Below are 16,926 nucleotides of genomic sequence, written 5' to 3' on the forward strand. Positions count from 1 at the left end.
GCGCTACGAGCCCCGGCGGCGGGGCCCGTGGCGCGGCTCGGACCGGCGCTCGGCTCAGACCACCGTCACCGGGTGGGCCACCACGGCACCGAACAGGTAGCCCTCCCGGTTGAACAGCGCCCGCTCGGGCTGGGTGTTCCCCCGGCGGTCCGTCGCGCGGGCGCGCAGCTCGTACGGGCCGGGCCGCCCGGGGCGCCAGTCGAAGCTCCAGCGCGTCCAGCCGTCGGCCCGCGGCTCGTCGCGCAGCTCGGCGCGCCGCCAGGTCCGGCCGCCGTCCGTGCTGACCTCGACCCGGCGCACCGCCGCCACGCCGGACCACGAGCGCCCGTGCAGCCGGTGCTCGCGGTCCGCCGCCAGCCGCGCTCCCGCGGCCAGCTCGAAGGCGCTCTTGACCACCTGGACGGTGAGCGGGTCGCCCCCGCCGGGCGGGTAGTCCGGGCCGAACATCCGGTAGAAGTCGGTGTTCCACGGCGAGTACAGCGGGTGGTCGGCGACCTCCACGCTGCCCACCCACTTGATCGAGGCGATGCCCACCCAGCCGGGCACCACCAGCCGGGCCGGGGCGCCGTGGTCCGGGGTCAGCGGCTCGCCGTTCATCTCGTACGCGAGCAGCACGTCGTCCAGCGCCTTGGCGATCGGCAGCGGGCGGCGCACCGGGCCGTAGTTGGTGCCGCCCGCGACGAAGTCCGGGTCCAGGCCGGTGGGCAGCACGTCCACCGCCGCCCCGGTCAGCCCGGCGGCCCGCAGCACCTCGGCCAGCCGGACGCCCCGCCAGCTCGCCGACCCGACGCCGCCGAGCGTCCACGGCGTGCCCGGGACGGGCTGGCCCTGCTGGCCGGAGTAGTAGCTGCGGCCGTTGCCGGCGCACTCGATCAGCACGCTGATCCGGGTGGACGGCAGCTCCCGCAGGTCGTCCAGGCCGAACTCGACCGGGCGCCCGGCCGTCGGGGCGCCGCGCAGGCCGCTGCCGAAGAGCCTGAGGCTCCAGGTGTCCGGGTCGATCAGCGGGGTGCTGGTGTGGTTGCGGACGAAGAACCGCTCCACCGGCACGTGGCGTCCGATGGCGGCGCCGCCGTCGGCGCCGCGGAAGGTGTCCCAGCGCGTCTCCGCGTTGGTGCCGTGCGGCACGAACCACTCGGCGGGCAGCGGTTTGACGATCCCGGGCACGGGCCCGGACGAGCCGCCGGACACCGCCCCGGGCGCCGGCCCGGACACCTCCTCGGCGGCCGCCCGGCCCGCGGTGACCAGCGGCGCGGCCGGGACCGGCGCGGCGAGCGCCCCGGCGGCGGAGGCCGCCCGCAGCAGCGTCCGGCGGTCCACGCCGTCGGCACGCGCGCCGTCCCGGGCGGCCCGCGTCGGCTCGGCCCGCCTCCGGTCGGCCCGGCTCCGATCGGTCTGCCTCCGGTCGGTCTGCCTCCGGTCGGCGGGCGTCGGATCGGCCGGTGTCGGGACTGCTTCGTTCGGGGTGCGGACCTCGTCGTCCATGAACGGCGTTCCTTCCGTTTCAGCGTGGTCGGTTTCGGCGCCGCGCGCGACCGCGGCCGCCGCCGGGGCCCGCGGGCCGTCCTGGACGGGCTTCCGCTCCCCGGTCTGACCTACTCACCGGTGTGGACTCCTACCGTTCCCATTGTGTCGGCGAAACCCCGCCCCGCAGCGGAGCACCCCATGTCAGCCACCCCGCCCGCCCGGATCGTCCGGGGTCCCGGCCCGGAACCGCCGCTCGCCCACGGGGCCGGGGCCGGCGCCCGGACACCTTCGATCTGGCCGGATACCCGCTCGGCGCCGCCGTCGCCGTCCGGATCGCCACCCGCCGCCCCGGGCGGGTCCGCTCGCCGCTGCTGCTCGCCGGCGTGGCCGGGGCCGGCCCGGTTGCGGACGCTCTCCGAGCTGTTCAGCGACCTGGCCGACCAGCCGGACGAGCTCGCCCCGCTGAGGGAACATCCCAAGTCCCTGGTACCGGACGGCTTCCGGCAGCGGTTCCGGCCCGCCGCCCGGACCGACGTCCGCGCCGAACCGGCCGCGACAGCCGTCCCCGCCCTGGTCGCCGGCCGGGCTGATCCCCGGCACACGCCTGGCCGAACTCCCCAGCGGGCGCCTGCCGGTGGCCGGGGCGCCGCCCGAACTGCGCGACGTACTGCCGGAGTTCCTCAGGAGCCGAGCCTCCCGGGGGAACACCCCGGCAGGCGGCGGCGTTCGCCCGGTCATGCGCATCGGAGAACTCGCCCGCCTGACCGGGGTGTCCACCCGCCTGCTCCGCTACTACGAGGAACAGGGCCTGCTCCGGCCGGACCGCACGGCGGCCGGCTACCGCGAGTACGGCGAGGAGGACACCGTCCGGGTGTGGCAGGTCCGCAGCCTGCTCGCGGCCGGTCTGAGTACCCGGGTGATCGCCGAGCTGCTGCCCTGCGCCACCGGTCCGGTCCCCGTCCTGGAGGCCTGCCCGGAGCTGCTCGCCATCCTGCGCGGCGAACTCGCCGACCTGGACTCCCGGATCGAGGACCTCAGCCGCAGCCGCCGGGCGCTCTCCCACTACCTCGCCACCGCGCGCGACTCCGGGCCCGACCACGGACGGCAGCACGGGCCCGGGCACCGGCACGACGACGGGCACGACTACGGCGAGGAGCAGGCGGCCTGACGGGACGTAGGTCCCGACCCCGCGCTTCCCCGGCGCGCCGTCCCTCCGCTCACGGAGCGGACTGGACATAGTGCGACATACAGCTTGAATCCGAGCGTGCCGACGCACGCCGAGTATGTCGAGGGGTCCATCCGATGAGCAGCCAGCCGCCCCAGTCCGACCAGCCCGTGGAGGAGCCCGACGAACCCGCCGCGACCCTTCCGGCCGACCGGGCGGTGTTCGGCATCGGCGCCGTCCTGGTCCTGGCGGTGGTCGCCTGGGGCGTCTTCGCCGAGGACTCGCTCGGCCGCACCTCCGACACCGCGCTCGGCTGGGTGCTGCACAACTTCGGCTGGCTGTTCGTGGTGGCCGCCGACGTCTTCCTGGCGCTCAGCGTGCTGCTCGCGTTCAGCCGCTTCGGCCGGATCCGGCTCGGCCGCGACGACGACGAGCCCGAGTTCTCCACCCTCGCCTGGATCGCCATGATGTTCAGCGCCGGGATGGGCATCGGCCTGATGTTCTACGGCGTCGGCGAGCCGCTCCAGCTCTTCGCCACCCCGCAGCCGGGCTCCGGCCTGGAGCCGCAGAGCGCGGCCGCCGCCCAGCAGGCCCTGGAGTTCTCGCTCTTCCACTGGACCCTGCACCCGTGGGCGATCTACGCGGTCGGCGGCCTGGCCCTCGCCTACACCACCTTCCGCAAGGGCCGGGGCAACCGAGTCTCCGCCGCCTTCGTCCCGCTGATTGGCCAGCGCGGCGCGGACGGCTGGGCCGGGCGGACGATCGACCTGCTGGCCGTGTTCGCCACCGTCTTCGGCTCCGCGACCAGCCTCGGCCTCGGCGCGCTCCAGGTCGCCGACGGGCTCGGCTACATCACCTCCGTCCGCAACACCCAGAACGCCCAGCTGATCATCATCGGCTCGCTGACCGCCGCGTTCGTGGTCTCCGCGTTCTCCGGGGTGCACAAGGGCGTGAAGTGGCTCTCCACGGCGAACGTCGTGCTGGCCTCGCTGATCATGGTCTTCGTCTTCGTGGTCGGCCCGACGGTCTTCGCCCTGGACGCGATCCCCTCCTCGGTCGGCGGCTACCTCTCCGACCTGCTCGGGATGTCCACCCAGACCGGCGCCTTCACCGACGAGAGCTGGCTCGGCTCCTGGACGATCTTCTACTGGGCCTGGTGGCTCTCCTGGGCGCCCTTCGTCGGCACCTTCATCGCACGGATCTCGCGCGGCCGCACCATCCGGCAGTTCCTGCTCGGCGTGCTGCTGGTGCCCAGCGGGGCCACGGTCATCTGGTTCTGCGTGATGGGCGGCACCGCGATCCGGCTGTCCACCACCGGCGCGGCCGACCTGGTCGCGACCATCCCGCAGGGCCCGGAGGCCTCGCTGTTCGAGATGCTGCGCGCGCTGCCGCTCGGCTCGGTGACCAGCGTGGTCGCGGTGCTGCTGGTGATGACCTTCTTCATCACCAGCGCCGACTCGGCCTCGCTGGTGCTGGGCTCGCTCTCCAGCCGGGGCTCGCTGCACCCGCGCACCTGGCTGGTGGTGGTCTGGGGCGTGCTGATGGGCGGGGTCGCGGCGGCCCTGCTGCTGGCCGGCGGGCTCACCGCGCTCCAGAACGCGACGATCCTGGTCGCGCTGCCGTTCGTGGTCGTGATGCTGCTGCTGTGCGTCTCGCTGGTGAAGGAGCTCCGCGAGGACCCGGCCGCCGCCCCCGCCCGCTTCCACCCTCCGCACGGCCTGCGGGACGCCGTCCGGGAGGTCGTCGGCGAGTCGGGCACACGCCGCTGACCTGCGCGTACGCCCCGCCCGGTGACGGGTGGGGCGTACGCGGCCAACCGACGCCCAACCCCCGTCCGGACTTCACCCGCACGTACCGACCGTTCACGCCGCCCTGGAAACCTCCCTGTCATGAACGCCAGCCCTCAGGCGCCCTACCAGGAACCGCGCTTCCCCCTGCCCCAACGGCACCGCCGGCTGCTCGCCGTCACCGCCGTACTCACCTCCATCGCCCTCGGCGCCCTGGGCGTCGGCGCCACCGTGGAGACCGTCGAACACGGCCCCCTCGCGAGCGCCTCCGCCAGCAAGTAGCCCCTGCTCCACCCAGCACCGCGGTCCCGTTCCGGGCCCGGTGCTTCTTGCTTTCCGCTCACCGGCGGCGGAGCCGGGGCGGCGCGGTGGGCGCCGCCGCCACGGCGGCGGTCCGCTACGCCGGCTGTCCGGGGCGGGAGTGGCGGCCGGTGCCGGGGATGGGGTGGAGGTCGGGGGCCGGGGCGTAGCGCGCGGCCGGGGGGCGCAGGCGCCAGGCCGGGGGGCGGGTGGGGTGGGGGGTGGGGGTGATCAGGGCGAGGCGGTGGAGCACGTCGAGGGCGTCCCGCCGCAGGGCGGTGCGGTCGGCGAGGTAGCGGGCGGGGAGGCCGAACTCGTCCGCGATGTCGCCGAGGACGCCGTCTATCAGCGCGTCCGGGATCGGGACGTCGCCGGCCACCGGCTCGTCGGGCAGCGGGCGGACCTCCTCGACCAGGCGCTCGACCAGCAGCAGGGCGGCCTGGGTGAGGGTGCCCCCGCCGGGGAGGGCGAGGTCGGTGAGTTCGGCGGCCGGGTCGAGCAGCGCGACGCCCTCGGCCCGCAGTTCGGCCTCCAGTCCGAGGAACTCGGCGAGCGCCGCCGGTCCGCTCAGCCGGTGCTCGTCCAGCCAGGCGCGGTGATCCTCGGGGAGGTCGGCGGCCAGGACGGCGGGCGTCTCGGCGAGCAGGCGGCGGACGGCGGTGGCGGGCTCGGCCTCGGCGGCGCGGCGGATCAGGTCGGCGGCGTCGTCGGCGAGGGCGGGCGGGCCGGCCGGGACGGCCCGGGCGAGTTCGCGGTCCACGGTCAGCACGAAGGAGTCGTCGGCCGGGCCCTCGGCCGGCAGCTCGCCGAGCACCTGCCAGCCGGCCAGCGCGGCCAGCGCCATGGCGAGGTCGGCCGGTTCGGCGGTGAGTTCGGGGGCGGCGGCGTTCATCGCGTCGAGCAGCCGCCGGTAGCCGAGCTCCTCCGGGGCGTCGACCAACAGCGCGAGCGCGAGGGCGAGTTGGGCGTACCCGGCCGGGGTGAACGGAGTGCCGGTGGCGGGGTGTTCGAGGCGGCGCGCGGCGCCGGGGCCCAGGCCGGCCTTGCAGAGCCGGGCGTGCCAGGGGCCGACCACGAGGCGGTAGCCGAGCAGGGTGTCGAAGCGCTCGGCGAGCCAGTCGCGGTGACGGCGGATCAGCGGGAAGCCGTCGGCGTGCGGGCCGGAGGCGGTGACCAGCGGGTGCGCGAGCAACAGCCGGGCGGCGATCCGGCGTTCGGCCGCCGGGAGCTCCTCGCCGGAACGATCCTGCGCCACGACAGCGGGCGGTGCCACCCGCGTGCGTTCGGGCCTGCGGTGCCGGCCCGGCCGGCCCGTCTTGGCCCCCGACCGGACGACGGGCAGGGCGGCGTCGTCGCGCCGGGCGCGGCGCAGCCCGCCCTCGGTGCGGTCCTCGCGGGGGCGTACGGGCGTGGCCAAGTGCGCGGTGGGGCCGTGCCACCAGCTGACGCCGGGATCGGCGGCGGGCTCGGCGGCGGTGCCGAGGTGGCGGGCGGGGTAGAGGCCGAAGGAGGCGGTGCAGAGGTCGTCGGCGGTGCCGGGGGTGGCGGCGGCGAACCAGTGGGCCAGGCGCAGCAGCCCCGGATCGGGCGAGAGCGTCGTGTCGACGGCCGGAGCGGCCGACGCCTGCGGGCCGTCAGCACCGCTCCCCATGGCCGCCCCCGGCGCCCTGTCAGCGGGACCGGAGGAGCGGCCCGCGTCGGCCCCGGAGGCACCACCGGCGTCGGGACCAGCCTCGGGACCGGCTTCGCGTACGGCGAGGACGGCGGCGGCGGTTCCCCGCCCTGCCCCGCCCGTGCGTCCGTCCGGCCTGCCGGCGGCCACCCGGGTGGCGCCGACCGCGTAGTCCTGCTGATCCATGTCGGGGTCCAGACTAGACGGTGCCCGGGCCACCCGACCGCAGCAACCGCCCTCCTGAGGAACTCTCCGCAAGAGCCCTCGAAGCGGCCGCCCGCGCTCCGCTCACCGGCCGCCCCGTCATCCGCCGCACCCCGCCCGGGTTACGCACCGGTAACCGACCCTTCCACCGCCGGTCCGGCTCCTCTAGGGTCGGTCCGAAGCAGCGGATCACCGAGAGGCGCACGCATGACCCTCCGTACCACCACCCGCGTCGGCCTCGGGGCGCGCCTGCGCTCGGCCACCGGCCTGCTGGGCGGCTTCGCGGCCACCTCGGCGGCGCACCTGGGCGCGATCGCCTCCGGCGCCTCGGTGCTCCAGAACGCCACCAAGCCGGCCCTGATGCCGCTGCTGGCCGCGCACAGCGTGGCGGCGGCCGCGAAGGCCGGGCGGGAGGCGCCGAAGCTGCTGGCACCGGCGCTGCTGCTGAGCGCGGGCGGCGACGTGCTGCTCCAGCTGAAGAACGACCCCGCGTTCCTCGCGGGCATGGGCTCGTTCGCGGCGGCGCACGTCTGCTACGTGACGATGTTCGTCCAGCGCGGCGCGCTCACCGACCACCGCCGGGCCCTGGTGGTCGCGGCCGCGTACGCGACGGCCTGGGTGGCCCTGGTCGGGCAGCTCTGGCCGGACCTCGGGGACCTGCGCGTCCCGGTGGCCGGCTACAGCCTGCTGCTCGCGTCGACGGCCGTCACCTCGGCCGGGCTGGGCTGGCGGACCGGGCTGGGCGGGGCGCTGTTCCTGCTCTCCGACACGCTGATCGCCACCCAGCTGGCGAAGTGGCGGGAGCTGCCGGGCCATCAGTTCTGGATCATGGCGACCTATGTGCTGGCCCAGTACCTACTGGCCGACGGTACCCTCCGCCACCAGGACCGGCTGCACCGCGAGGACGCCGAACCGCGGACCGCCTGACGCACCGGCGCTCCGGAGAACCGGCACGCCGTCCCGACACGCCGCCGCGCCGCCGATCCCGTCGGGATCCAGCGGCGCGGCGCAGGGGCGCAGTGGGGCGCGAGGCCTTCAGGCACCGCGCCTCCGCAGCAGCCAGAAGCCGCCGACACCGCCCGCGACCAGCGCGAGGCCGCCGGCCAGCTCCCCCGGGTTCGCCGCGACCGAACCGCCGAGGCCGGTCTGCACGGCGCCGTGCGGGGCGACCTGCTGGTTGCCGGCGCCGGACTGCCCGAGCGAACCGGCCCACTCCCCCGCGGCCTCGCCCCACTCGCCGAGACCCGGGTTCTTCTGGGGGTTCTTGTCGCCGCCCTTGTCACCGCCCCTGTCGGGCACGGCCACGGTGGTGACCGTGACGCTGGTGGCGAAGGCCCCGCCGTCCGGGCAGGTGCCGTCGACCTTGCTGTCCCCGGCGTGCTGGCCGGCCAGCCGGGCGGAGCCGCTGTGCTTGCCGTCGGGGCCCAGGGTGAGGGTCGCCGGGCCGCCCTCGAAGGCGGCGGAGCGGGCGGTGATGGTCTTGGCGTCGGGCTTGTCCGACTTCTCGCAGGAGACCGTGACCGTCACGGTCTGGCCCGGTGCGGCCTGGGACGGGCTGACCGACGCGGAACCGTCCCTGGCGGATGCGAGGGGGGCCGTCAGGCCGGTCAGCGCCGTCGCGCCGATCAGGGCGGCGGCGGCCGTACGCATGGGGCGCATACCGGAACCTCCGGGATTCTCGGGCACAGCCGGGGACTCCCATGTCCACGTGGTCGAGCAACTGCACCCGGTCATTCACCGACGGTAGGGACGCGCCCCACGCTCGGCCAGCGCTCACGACCGTTCGGGTTACGACCCGTGACCCGTCGTGACGCCCGCGGCGGGGCTCAGCCGTGGCGCTCACCCGGAGTGGCGCTCACGCGGTGCGGCTCAGAGGTCGAGGTCCACCACGACCGGCGCGTGGTCCGAGGTGCCCTTGCCCTTGCGGGCCTCGCGGTCCACGTAGCTGTCGGTGACGGCCTCGACGAAGGGCTTGTTGGCGTAGGTGAGGTCGATCCGCATGCCCCGGTTCTTGGGGAAGGCCAGCTGGCGGTAGTCCCAGTAGGTGTACGGGTGGTCGTACTTGAGCGGGCGGGGCAGCACGTCCTGGAGGCCGATCCCGTCGAGGGCCGCCAGTGCGGCGCGCTCGACCGGGGTGACGTGGGTGAGGCCCTCGAAGGCGGCGGCGTCGAAGACGTCGTCGTCGGTCGGGGCGATGTTGAAGTCCCCGAGGACGGCGAACGGGCGGGGGCCGGCGGCGTCCTCGGTGGCGGCCTTGCGCAGCGCCTCCAGCCACTCCAGCTTGTACTGGTAGTGCGCGTGGCCGACCTCGCGGCCGTTCGGCACGTAGACCGACCAGACCCGGACCGGGCCGCAGGTGGCGGCGATGGCGCGCGGCTCGACCTCGGGCAGCAGGGCGCCGTCGGCGAAGTAGCCGGGCTGGTCGGGGAGGCCGCGCACGACGTCGTCCAGGCCGATCCGGGAGACGATCGCGACGCCGTTCCAGCGGCCGTTGCCGTGCGCGGCCGTCTCGTAGCCGAGCTCGCGGACCGCCTCGTACGGGAAGGCGTCGGCCGCGCACTTGAGCTCCTGGAGGCAGAGCACGTCGGGCTTGGCGCTCTCCAGCCACTCCAGGAGCTTGGGCAGCCGCGCGGTGACGGAGTTGATGTTCCAGGTGGCGATGCGGACGGTCACGGCGGGCGGCCTTCCCGGTGGTTCGGTGCGGACGGACATGCAGTCGGGCATACGGACGGGGTGGGCCGCCCCTCGTGCGGGAGGCCCACCCCGAACATACCGCCCGGCACCAACAGGCCGGCCCGGTCAGCCCGCGGGCCGGACCACCGCGGCCGAGCCGCCGCCGCGCCGCACCGGCTCGGCGGCGGCCACCCAGCGGCCGTCCGGCAGCCGTTCCACGCCGGTGGCGGCACCGATCTCGCCGCCGTTGACGAAACTGTGTCCGAGGCCCTCCAGCGCGGCCCGCTCGGGCAGCGCCAGGAAGGCGGGCTCGGCCTGGGTGGTGGCGCTGTTGCGCTGGCTGGCGCGCGGGGCGGCGATGGCCTGATCCAGGCTCAGGCCCCGGTCGAGCCGCCCGAGCAGCACCTGGAGGGTGGTGGTGATGATGGTCGCGCCGCCGGGGCTGCCGGTGGCCAGCAGCGGCTCGCCGTCGCGCAGCACGACCGTCGGGGACATCGAGGAGCGCGGCCGCTTGCCCGGGCCCGGCAGGTTGGGGTCGGGGACGCCCGGGGCGAGCGGGGTGAAGTCGAAGTCGGTCAGCTCGTTGTTGAGCAGGAAGCCCCGGCCGGGGACGGTGATGCCGCTGCCGCCGGTCTGCTCGATGGTGAGCGTGTAGGAGACGATGTTGCCCCAGCGGTCGGCGACCGTCAGGTGGGTGGTGTTGGGGCCCTCGTACGGCTCGGGGACGGCCTGGCCGGTGTCGGCGCAGGGGGCCGGGTGGCGCGGGTCGCCGGGGGCGAGCGGGCTGGTCAGCGCGTGGTCCGGGCTGATCAGGCAGGCCCGGGAGGCGGCGTAGCGCTCGGAGAGCAGTTCCCTGGTGGGGACGTCGGTGAAGGCCGGGTCGCCGACCCAGCGGTTGCGGTCGGCGAAGGAGATCCGGGAGGCCTCCAGGAAGTGGTGGTAGTACTGGGTGCCGCTGTACGTCGAGACGTCGCCGCCGTCCTCCAGGATGTTGAGCGCCTCGCCGACGGTGGTGCCGCCGGAGCTGGAGGGGGCCATCGCGTAGACGTCGTAGGCGCCGTGGGAGACGTGGGTGGGCGCCTGGTCGCGGACCCGGTAGTCGGCGAGGTCGGTGGTGTCGACCCTGCCGGGGCGGGCGGTGCGGCCGGACGCCGGGTCGACCGGCGGGTGCTGCACGGTGTTGGCGATGTCCTTGGCCAACTCGCCCTGGTAGAAGGCCTTGACGCCGTCCTTGGCGAGCAGCCGGTAGGTGGCGGCGAGGTCGGGGTTGCGCAGCACGCTGCCGGTCTCGGGGGGCTTGCCGTTCGGCAGGTAGAGCGCGGCGGTGGCCGGGAAGTCCTTGAACCGGGCGTAGTTGTCGGCGGTCTGGCCGCGGAAGGTGTCGTCGACGACGAAGCCGTGGTCGGCGATCCGCTCGGCCGGTTCGAGGTTCTGGGCGAGCGAGCGGGTGCCCCACTTGCGCAGTGCGGCGTCCCAGGTGGCGGGGGTGCCGGGGATTCCGACGGACAGGCCGCTGGTGACGGCGTCGGCGAAGGCCAGCGGTTTGCCGTCCTCCAGGAACAGGCCGCTGTCGGCGGTGCGCCCGGCCGTCTCCCGGCCGTCGATGGTGTGCACCCGGCCGGTGGCGTGGTCGTAGTAGACGAAGTACCCGCCGCCGCCGATGCCGGAGGAGTACGGCTCGGTGACCCCGAGGGCCGCGGCGGCGGCGACGGCCGCGTCCACCGCGTTGCCGCCCTTGCGCAGCACCTCGATGCCGGCGGCGGTGGCGTCGGCGTCGACGGTGGCGACCGCTCCGCCCCGGCCCACCGCCTCGGGCACCTTCGTCGGCGGGGTCGCGGCGCCGGCCGGTCCGACGCCGGACCAGACCAGCGCGGTGGCGAGCAGCAGTGGTGGTGCGAGACGGGTCAGAGCCCTCATCCGAATCCTCCTGAGTCTGCGTCAACTCAGTTGTTCCACAGGAGGGATGATCCGACAACCACACCGCGCCGCTACCAACGGGTAGTTGGCGGGGCGGGCGGGGGCGCCAGGAGAACAGCCGGCAGGCGCCCCCACCCCGCTACAGCGCGCTGCGCTCCACCCGCCGCCGCTTGATCGTGCGGAAGCGCCGCGCCACCTGCCGGGCCAGGTCGGCCGCGCCGACCAGGCCGGCCTCGTTGCCGAGGGCGGCGTGCACGATGGCGGCCTCCGGGCGGAAACCGCGCCCGGTGAGGGTGCGGCGGAAGGTGTCCCGGGCCGGACCGAGCAGCAGGTCACCGGCCTCGGAGACCCCGCCGCCGATCACGAAGCGGCCCGGGTCCAGCGCGGCGGCCAGGTTGGCGATGCCGACGCCGAGCCAGGTGCCGACCTCGTAGAGCAGCTCGGTCGCGACCGGGTCGCCCTCCTGGGCGGCCTCGGTGACCAGCGGCCCGGTGATGCCCTCGACCGTGCCGCCCGCCCGGGCCAGCAGCGGCTGCACCACCGGCGACTCCTCGGCGACCAGCTCGCGCGCGTCGCGCACCAGGGCGTTGCCGGAGGAGTACTGCTCCCAGCAGCCCCGGTTGCCGCACGGGCAGCGGTGGCCGCCGGGCAGCACCTGCATGTGCCCGAACTCGCCCGCCAGGCCGTACTTGCCGCGGTCCACGTAGCCGTCCCGGACCACCGCGCCGCCGATGCCGGTGCCCAGGGTGAGCATCACCATGTGGTCCTCGCCGCGCCCGGCGCCGAAGCGCCACTCGGCCCAGGCGGCCGCGTTGGCGTCGTTCTCCACGATCACCGGGAACCGCAGCCGCTCGCTGAGCGCCTCCCGGAGCGGCTCGTTGCGCCAGTTGAGGTGCGGGGCGAACAGCACCTTGGAGCGGTCGGCGTCGACCCAGCCGGCCGCGCCGATGCCCACGGCGTGGACGTCGTGCCGGTCGGCGAGCTGGAGCACCAGCTCGACGATGACGTCCTCGACCACCTTGGGGCTCTTGCTCTTGTGCGGCGTGTCCGTGCGCAGCTTCTCCAGCACCTTGCCCTCGCCGTCCACCACCCCGGCGACCACCTTGGTGCCGCCGATGTCGACACCGATCGTGGGCAGCCGCAGTATCCCGGCGGGCAGGGCGCGGCGGCGGCGCTCGGCGCGCGGGCCGAGGCCGAGCAGGGTCGGCAGGACGGGTGGCCGGGTGCTGCCTTGGGAGCCGGTCACGGCTGCGGACGCTCCTCACGGGTGTCGGGTTCTCGGGGGTCGGATTCTCCGGAAGCCGATTCTCCGCCACCGGGGAGCCCGGTGCCGGAGCCGCCGGGGGCGGAGCCACGGGGGTCGGAGCCACGGGGGTCGGAGAGCGACGGTCGGGCCAGCTCGTGCGAGAGCTCGGCGAGGTCGGAGCCGCCGGCCATCTCGGTGGTGAGCTGTTCGAGGCTGATCTCGGCACGCGGATGGCTGCCCGCCATCCGGCCCCGCCGGAGCAGGGTGAAGTGGTCGCCGACCAGGTACGCGTGGTGCGGGTTGTGGGTGATCAGCACGACCCCGAGCCCGGCGTCGCGGGCGGCGGTGACGTACTTGAGCACCACCCCGGACTGCTTGACGCCGAGCGCGGCGGTGGGCTCGTCCAGGATCAGCACCTTGGCGCCGAAGTGCACCGCGCGGGCGATCGCCACGCACTGGCGCTGCCCGCCGGAGAGGGTGCCGATCGGCCGGTCGACGTCGTACAGGTCGATGCCCATCCGCGCGAGCGCGTCGCGGGTGGTGGCGCGCATCCCCTCGGCGTCCAGCCGCAGGCCGCCCCAGCGGCGCATGCCCTGCTCGGAGCCGAGGAAGAAGTTGCGCCAGACCGGCATCAGCGGGACGACCGCGAGGTCCTGGTAGACGGTGGCGATGCCGCGGTCCAGGGCCTGGCGCGGGGAGTCGAAGCGGACCGCCTCGCCGCCGACGGTGACGGTGCCCTCGTCGTGCTGGTGCAGCCCGGAGATGATCTTGATCAGGGTGGACTTGCCGGCCCCGTTGTCGCCGAGCACGCAGCTGATCTCGCCGGCCCGCAGGGTCAGCGAGACGTCCTGGAGCGCCCGGACGGTGCCGTAGCTCTTGCCGACGCCGTCGAGGGAGAGCAGTTCGGTACCCATCGCTTCCGTGTTCGTCGCGGCCCCCGTGAGGTCCGTGTTCATCGCGGCCCCCGCTCGGCCCGGCGCTTGACGTAGGCGTTCAGCAGCGCGGCCAGCAGCAGCATCGCGCCGAGGAAGAACTTGAACCAGTCCGGGTTCCACTGGGCGTAGATGATCCCCTTGCTGGCCATGCCGAAGATCAGCGCGCCGAGCGCGGAGCCGACCACCGAGCCGTAGCCGCCGGTGATCAGGCAGCCGCCGATGACCGCCGCGACGATGTAGATCAGCTCGTTGCCGACGCCCTCGCCGGACTGCACGGTGTCGAAGGAGAACAGCAGGTGCTGGCCGAGCACCCAGGCGCCGAAGCCGACACCCAGGTACAGCAGGGTCTTCGTCCGGGCGACCGGCACGCCGACCGCGCGGGCCGCGTCCGCGTCGCCGCCGACCGCGAAGATCCAGTTGCCGAAGCGGGTGCGCAGCAGCACCCAGCTGCCGACCACGAGCAGGCCGAGCCACCACCAGACGGTGGCCTTGATGGTCAGCCCGCCGACGGTCACCTCGGAGGCGAACAGCCAGCGGCAGGCGGCGAAGCCCTCCATGTCGGAGATCGACTTGGTGGAGACGGTGCCGGAGATCGCCTTGGTGACGCCCAGGTTGGCGCCGGTCAGCATCAGGAAGGTGCCGAGCGTGACGATGAAGCTGGGCAGCCTGGTGCGGCCGAGCATCCAGCCGTTGAACCCGCCGATGGCCAGCGTGGTCGCCAGCGAGACCAGCACGCCGACCCAGGTCACCGCGGTGAACTGGTACGAGACCATCGAGGAGGTCAGCGCGGCGGTGGTGACCAGCACGCCGGCCGACAGGTCGAACTCGCCGCCGATCATCAGCAGCGAGACCGGCACCGCCATGATCCCGATGGTGGAGGCCGCGTACAGCACGGTGCCCAGCGAGGAGACCCGCAGGAACGGTTCGGCGACGACGGCGAAGACCGTGAAGACCGCGACGGCGGCGATCAGCGAGCCCAGCTCGGGGCGGGCGAGGAGCCGCCGCAGGGCCGCCGGACGGCCGTCGACCAGGCCGTCGTGGGCGAGGAGGTCGGGGGTGCTCACCTGGTCCCCCTCGCGACGTACTCGGCGAGCGCGTCGGCGTTGTCCTTGGTCAGGATCTGCGGACCGGTCTCGACGGGCTTGCCGCCGCCGAGCATGTTCAGGTTGTACTTGTACAGCCAGACCAGGTCGACGCCGGTGTAGCCCTGGAGGTAGGGCTGCTGGTCGACGGCGAAGCCGACGCTGCCGGACTTGAGCCCGGACACCACCTGCGTGCCCAGGTCGAAGGTGTCCAGCTCGACGGTGCGGTGGGCGTCCTGGACGGCCTGGAGGCCGGTGGCGGCCATCGGGCCGGAGAGGGTCAGCACGGTGTCGATGGACGGGTCGGCCTGCAGCTTGGCGGAGATCGCGGCGCGGGCGTCGGGCATGTCGACGCCGTTGACGTAGAGCACCTGGAAGGCTCCGCCGGACTTGGACTGGGCGCCGGAGCAGCGCTGCTCCTGGCCGACGTTGCCCTGCTCGTGGATCACGCAGAGCACGTTCTTGCGGCCGCGCGAGGCCAGCTCGGTACCGGCCGCCTGGCCGGCGGTGGACTCGTCCTGACCGATGTGGGTCAGCGCGCCGAACTTCTGCGAGTACTCCTGGCCGGAGTTGATCGTGATCACGGGGATGCCGGCGGCCTTGGCCTTGCCGAGGACGTCCGCCATGGCGTCGCCCTTGGCGAGGGTGACCAGCAGGCCGTCGACCTTCTGGTCGATGGCGGCCTGGACGAGCTGGACCTGGTTCTGGGTCTGCGCGTCGTTGGAGTACAGGAAGGTGATGTTGTCCTTGGCGGCGGCCTGCTCGGCGCCCTTGCGCACAGTGTCCCAGAAGGCGTCGCCGGCTCCGGCGTGGGTCACCATGGCGACCTTCCAGCGCGGAGTCGAGACGGCGCCGCCGCCGGTGGCCGCGGCCTTGGCGCGGGCCTCCTCGGCGCGTCTGCCTCCAGTACTGCTGCAACCGGCCACGGCGACCGCGAGTGCCAGGACGGCACACGCGGGCCAGAGGCGGTGGGACGGGCGAAAGCGGGTGATGCTCATCCCCATAGTCTCCCTGCCCGTGCCGCGCGGTATCGCACCGCCTCGCCCGGCAGCGCGAACGGCCTGGGAGGTAAGGTGCCCCGGGGGACCTTTCCTGGTAGTTCGCTGAACATCTGGTCCGGACGACGTCCGTTCGGGTGGCAGACTAGGCGCCGATCCGAAGGCGGTTCATCACAAGAAAGTGATGTTCCTCTCAGGTTCCGCACAGATTCGGACGGCAACCGATCACCGGTCCATCGCCGTCTGATGCCATTGACGTGCGTTCGGGCGAGTGGGCCCCGGGCGGCGTGCGACCCGGATACGAGAACTCGATGGAACTGACAGGTACGCCATTCTTCCTCCTCACCGTCATCCTGGTGCCGGTGTCCATCACAGTGGCGTTGCTGTTCTGGGGGAAGGTCGGCGGCCCGCAGCCGGTACGCTACCTCACCCGGATCGTCATGATCATGTTCTGCCAGGTCACTGCCGTCCTGATGGTCTTCGTGATGGTCAACAACGCCAACCTGATCTACGGCAACTGGGACGACCTGCTCGGCACCGGCAACCACGTCCGCGCGGTGCCCGTGGTGGCGCCGGTCGACCCGGCCGCGGCCGCCGCCGGCGGCCAGGGCGCCGAGCCCGCCAAGGAGCCGCAGAAGGTCAAGCAGAGCTTCGGCGGCGTGAACGACCCGCTCGTCCCGAACGACGTGCAGCGGACCGAGCTCAAGGGCCAGGTGTCCGGGGTCGACGGCGAGGTGCTGGTCTGGCTGCCGCCGCAGTACAACGACCCGGCGTTCAAGGACAAGAAGTTCCCCGTGGTCGAGCTGATCCCGGGCTACCCCGGCTCCTCCTCCACCTGGTACGGCACCCTCAAGGTCTCCGAGCAGCTCAAGCCGCTGATGCAGCAGGGCAAGGTCGCCCCGTTCATCCTGGTCTCGCCCCGCACGAAGCTGCTGAACAACCAGGACGCCGGCTGCACCGACATCCCCGGCAAGATCAACGCCGACGCCTGGGTCACCCGCGACGTCCCGCAGATGGTGCTGGACAACTTCCGCGCGGACCCGTCCGCGGACCGCTGGGCGATCGCCGGCTACTCGGCCGGCGCGCACTGCGCGGCCAAGCTGTCGCTGGCCCACCCCAACCGGTACCGGGCCGCCATCGCGATGTCCGGCTACAACGACCCGGCCCAGGAGCCGGACTCCCTGGTCGGCAAGGACGCCAAGCTGCGCGAGGCCAACAACCCGGTCAACATCCTGAAGACCGCCCCGCAGCCGCCGAAGGTCGCCCTGCTGGTCAGCGGCTCCAAGGGCGACGGCTACGAGGACGGCGAGGCGATCCGCGCCGCGGCCAAGGCCCCGACCACCGTCCAGGTCGAGGAGGGCACCGGCCCGCACACCACCGAGCAGTGGAAGAAGATGGTCCCGGCCGCCTTCCAGTGGCTGACCTCGGTCATCCCGGTCCAGTAGGCCGGCCGGCGACAGCGAACCGTACGGGAAGGGCC

Annotated in this window: 14 protein-coding genes; 5 read left to right on the forward strand and 9 right to left on the reverse strand. The window is 74.1% G+C overall.

Going from position 1 to position 16,926, the window contains the following annotated elements; translation table 11 throughout:
• Window positions 1–54: 54 nt before the first annotated feature.
• On the reverse strand, window positions 55–1,485 hold the full coding sequence (locus tag ACFRQN_RS33535; protein ID WP_380744157.1) for a sulfite oxidase: 1,431 nt from the start codon (window positions 1,483–1,485) through the stop codon (window positions 55–57).
• 718 nt (window positions 1,486–2,203) lie between these two features.
• Between ACFRQN_RS33535 and ACFRQN_RS33540 the strand changes: the two genes are divergently transcribed.
• The 3 genes from ACFRQN_RS33540 (at window position 2,204) to ACFRQN_RS33550 (ending at window position 4,701) form a co-directional block, all read left to right on the forward strand.
• Window positions 2,204–2,635 (forward strand): MerR family transcriptional regulator, encoded by a 432-nt coding sequence (locus tag ACFRQN_RS33540; RefSeq protein ID WP_063780401.1) that lies wholly within the window; start codon window positions 2,204–2,206, stop codon window positions 2,633–2,635.
• A 134-nt stretch (window positions 2,636–2,769) separates the two neighbouring features.
• Window positions 2,770–4,401 (forward strand): BCCT family transporter, encoded by a 1,632-nt coding sequence (locus tag ACFRQN_RS33545; RefSeq protein WP_049659793.1) that lies wholly within the window; start codon window positions 2,770–2,772, stop codon window positions 4,399–4,401.
• Window positions 4,402–4,521: 120 nt separating this feature from the next.
• A complete protein-coding gene (locus tag ACFRQN_RS33550) occupies window positions 4,522–4,701 on the forward strand; it encodes a hypothetical protein (protein ID WP_380744159.1) in 180 nt (59 codons plus the stop codon).
• A gap of 115 nt (window positions 4,702–4,816) precedes the next feature.
• Here ACFRQN_RS33550 and ACFRQN_RS33555 read toward each other — a convergent pair whose 3' ends face one another.
• Window positions 4,817–6,577 (reverse strand): DUF2398 family protein, encoded by a 1,761-nt coding sequence (locus ACFRQN_RS33555; protein ID WP_380744161.1) that lies wholly within the window; start codon window positions 6,575–6,577, stop codon window positions 4,817–4,819.
• A gap of 225 nt (window positions 6,578–6,802) precedes the next feature.
• On the opposite strand from ACFRQN_RS33555, the gene ACFRQN_RS33560 reads away from it, so the two are divergent.
• Window positions 6,803–7,522, forward strand: a complete 720-nt coding sequence (locus tag ACFRQN_RS33560) for a lysoplasmalogenase (protein ID WP_380744163.1) — start codon at window positions 6,803–6,805, stop codon at window positions 7,520–7,522.
• Between the two features lie 108 nt (window positions 7,523–7,630).
• Here ACFRQN_RS33560 and ACFRQN_RS33565 read toward each other — a convergent pair whose 3' ends face one another.
• The 7 genes from ACFRQN_RS33565 to ACFRQN_RS33595 all read right to left on the reverse strand — a co-directional run bounded on the left by ACFRQN_RS33565 (window position 7,631) and on the right by ACFRQN_RS33595 (window position 15,446).
• On the reverse strand, window positions 7,631–8,254 hold the full coding sequence (locus ACFRQN_RS33565) for a hypothetical protein (protein ID WP_049654489.1): 624 nt from the start codon (window positions 8,252–8,254) through the stop codon (window positions 7,631–7,633).
• A 210-nt stretch (window positions 8,255–8,464) separates the two neighbouring features.
• Complete coding sequence (locus ACFRQN_RS33570) at window positions 8,465–9,307, reverse strand: exodeoxyribonuclease III (RefSeq protein WP_049654497.1); 843 nt, start codon at window positions 9,305–9,307, stop codon at window positions 8,465–8,467.
• 87 nt (window positions 9,308–9,394) lie between these two features.
• A complete protein-coding gene (gene ggt, locus ACFRQN_RS33575; RefSeq protein WP_380744165.1) occupies window positions 9,395–11,185 on the reverse strand; it encodes a gamma-glutamyltransferase in 1,791 nt (596 codons plus the stop codon).
• A 139-nt stretch (window positions 11,186–11,324) separates the two neighbouring features.
• A complete protein-coding gene (locus ACFRQN_RS33580; RefSeq protein ID WP_049654486.1) occupies window positions 11,325–12,431 on the reverse strand; it encodes an ROK family glucokinase in 1,107 nt (368 codons plus the stop codon).
• Entirely contained in the window at window positions 12,428–13,345 is a 918-nt protein-coding gene (locus tag ACFRQN_RS33585) for an ATP-binding cassette domain-containing protein (protein WP_380744167.1), read from the reverse strand. The genes ACFRQN_RS33580 and ACFRQN_RS33585 overlap by 4 nt, the downstream gene beginning before the upstream one ends.
• A 38-nt stretch (window positions 13,346–13,383) precedes the next feature.
• Window positions 13,384–14,430 carry an ABC transporter permease gene (locus ACFRQN_RS33590; RefSeq protein WP_380744170.1) on the reverse strand — a complete coding sequence of 349 codons (1,047 nt, stop codon included), beginning with the start codon at window positions 14,428–14,430 and terminating at the stop codon, window positions 13,384–13,386.
• Window positions 14,427–15,446 (reverse strand): sugar ABC transporter substrate-binding protein, encoded by a 1,020-nt coding sequence (locus ACFRQN_RS33595; RefSeq protein WP_049654482.1) that lies wholly within the window; start codon window positions 15,444–15,446, stop codon window positions 14,427–14,429. The genes ACFRQN_RS33590 and ACFRQN_RS33595 overlap by 4 nt, the downstream gene beginning before the upstream one ends.
• Before the next feature lie 362 nt (window positions 15,447–15,808).
• On the opposite strand from ACFRQN_RS33595, the gene ACFRQN_RS33600 reads away from it, so the two are divergent.
• Window positions 15,809–16,891 (forward strand): esterase family protein, encoded by a 1,083-nt coding sequence (locus tag ACFRQN_RS33600; RefSeq protein ID WP_241853029.1) that lies wholly within the window; start codon window positions 15,809–15,811, stop codon window positions 16,889–16,891.
• Window positions 16,892–16,926 lie beyond the last annotated feature (35 nt).

The sequence above is a fragment of the Kitasatospora sp. NPDC056800 genome (assembly GCF_042789775.1).
Classification (GTDB): Bacteria; Actinomycetota; Actinomycetes; order Streptomycetales; family Streptomycetaceae; genus Kitasatospora.

Bases quoted from the DNA above. Each gene is read 5' to 3' on its own strand.
- ACFRQN_RS33535 (WP_380744157.1), bottom strand. From the start codon at position 1,485: ATGGACGACGAGGTCCGCACCCCGAACGAAGCAGTCCCGACACCGGCC.
- ACFRQN_RS33540 (WP_063780401.1), top strand. From the start codon at position 2,204: ATGCGCATCGGAGAACTCGCCCGCCTGACCGGGGTGTCCACCCGCCTG.
- ACFRQN_RS33545 (WP_049659793.1), top strand. From the start codon at position 2,770: ATGAGCAGCCAGCCGCCCCAGTCCGACCAGCCCGTGGAGGAGCCCGAC.
- ACFRQN_RS33550 (WP_380744159.1), top strand. From the start codon at position 4,522: ATGAACGCCAGCCCTCAGGCGCCCTACCAGGAACCGCGCTTCCCCCTG.
- ACFRQN_RS33555 (WP_380744161.1), bottom strand. From the start codon at position 6,577: ATGGATCAGCAGGACTACGCGGTCGGCGCCACCCGGGTGGCCGCCGGC.
- ACFRQN_RS33560 (WP_380744163.1), top strand. From the start codon at position 6,803: ATGACCCTCCGTACCACCACCCGCGTCGGCCTCGGGGCGCGCCTGCGC.
- ACFRQN_RS33565 (WP_049654489.1), bottom strand. From the start codon at position 8,254: ATGCGCCCCATGCGTACGGCCGCCGCCGCCCTGATCGGCGCGACGGCG.
- ACFRQN_RS33570 (WP_049654497.1), bottom strand. From the start codon at position 9,307: ATGTCCGTCCGCACCGAACCACCGGGAAGGCCGCCCGCCGTGACCGTC.
- ggt (WP_380744165.1), bottom strand. From the start codon at position 11,185: ATGAGGGCTCTGACCCGTCTCGCACCACCACTGCTGCTCGCCACCGCG.
- ACFRQN_RS33585 (WP_380744167.1), bottom strand. From the start codon at position 13,345: ATGGGTACCGAACTGCTCTCCCTCGACGGCGTCGGCAAGAGCTACGGC.
- ACFRQN_RS33595 (WP_049654482.1), bottom strand. From the start codon at position 15,446: ATGAGCATCACCCGCTTTCGCCCGTCCCACCGCCTCTGGCCCGCGTGT.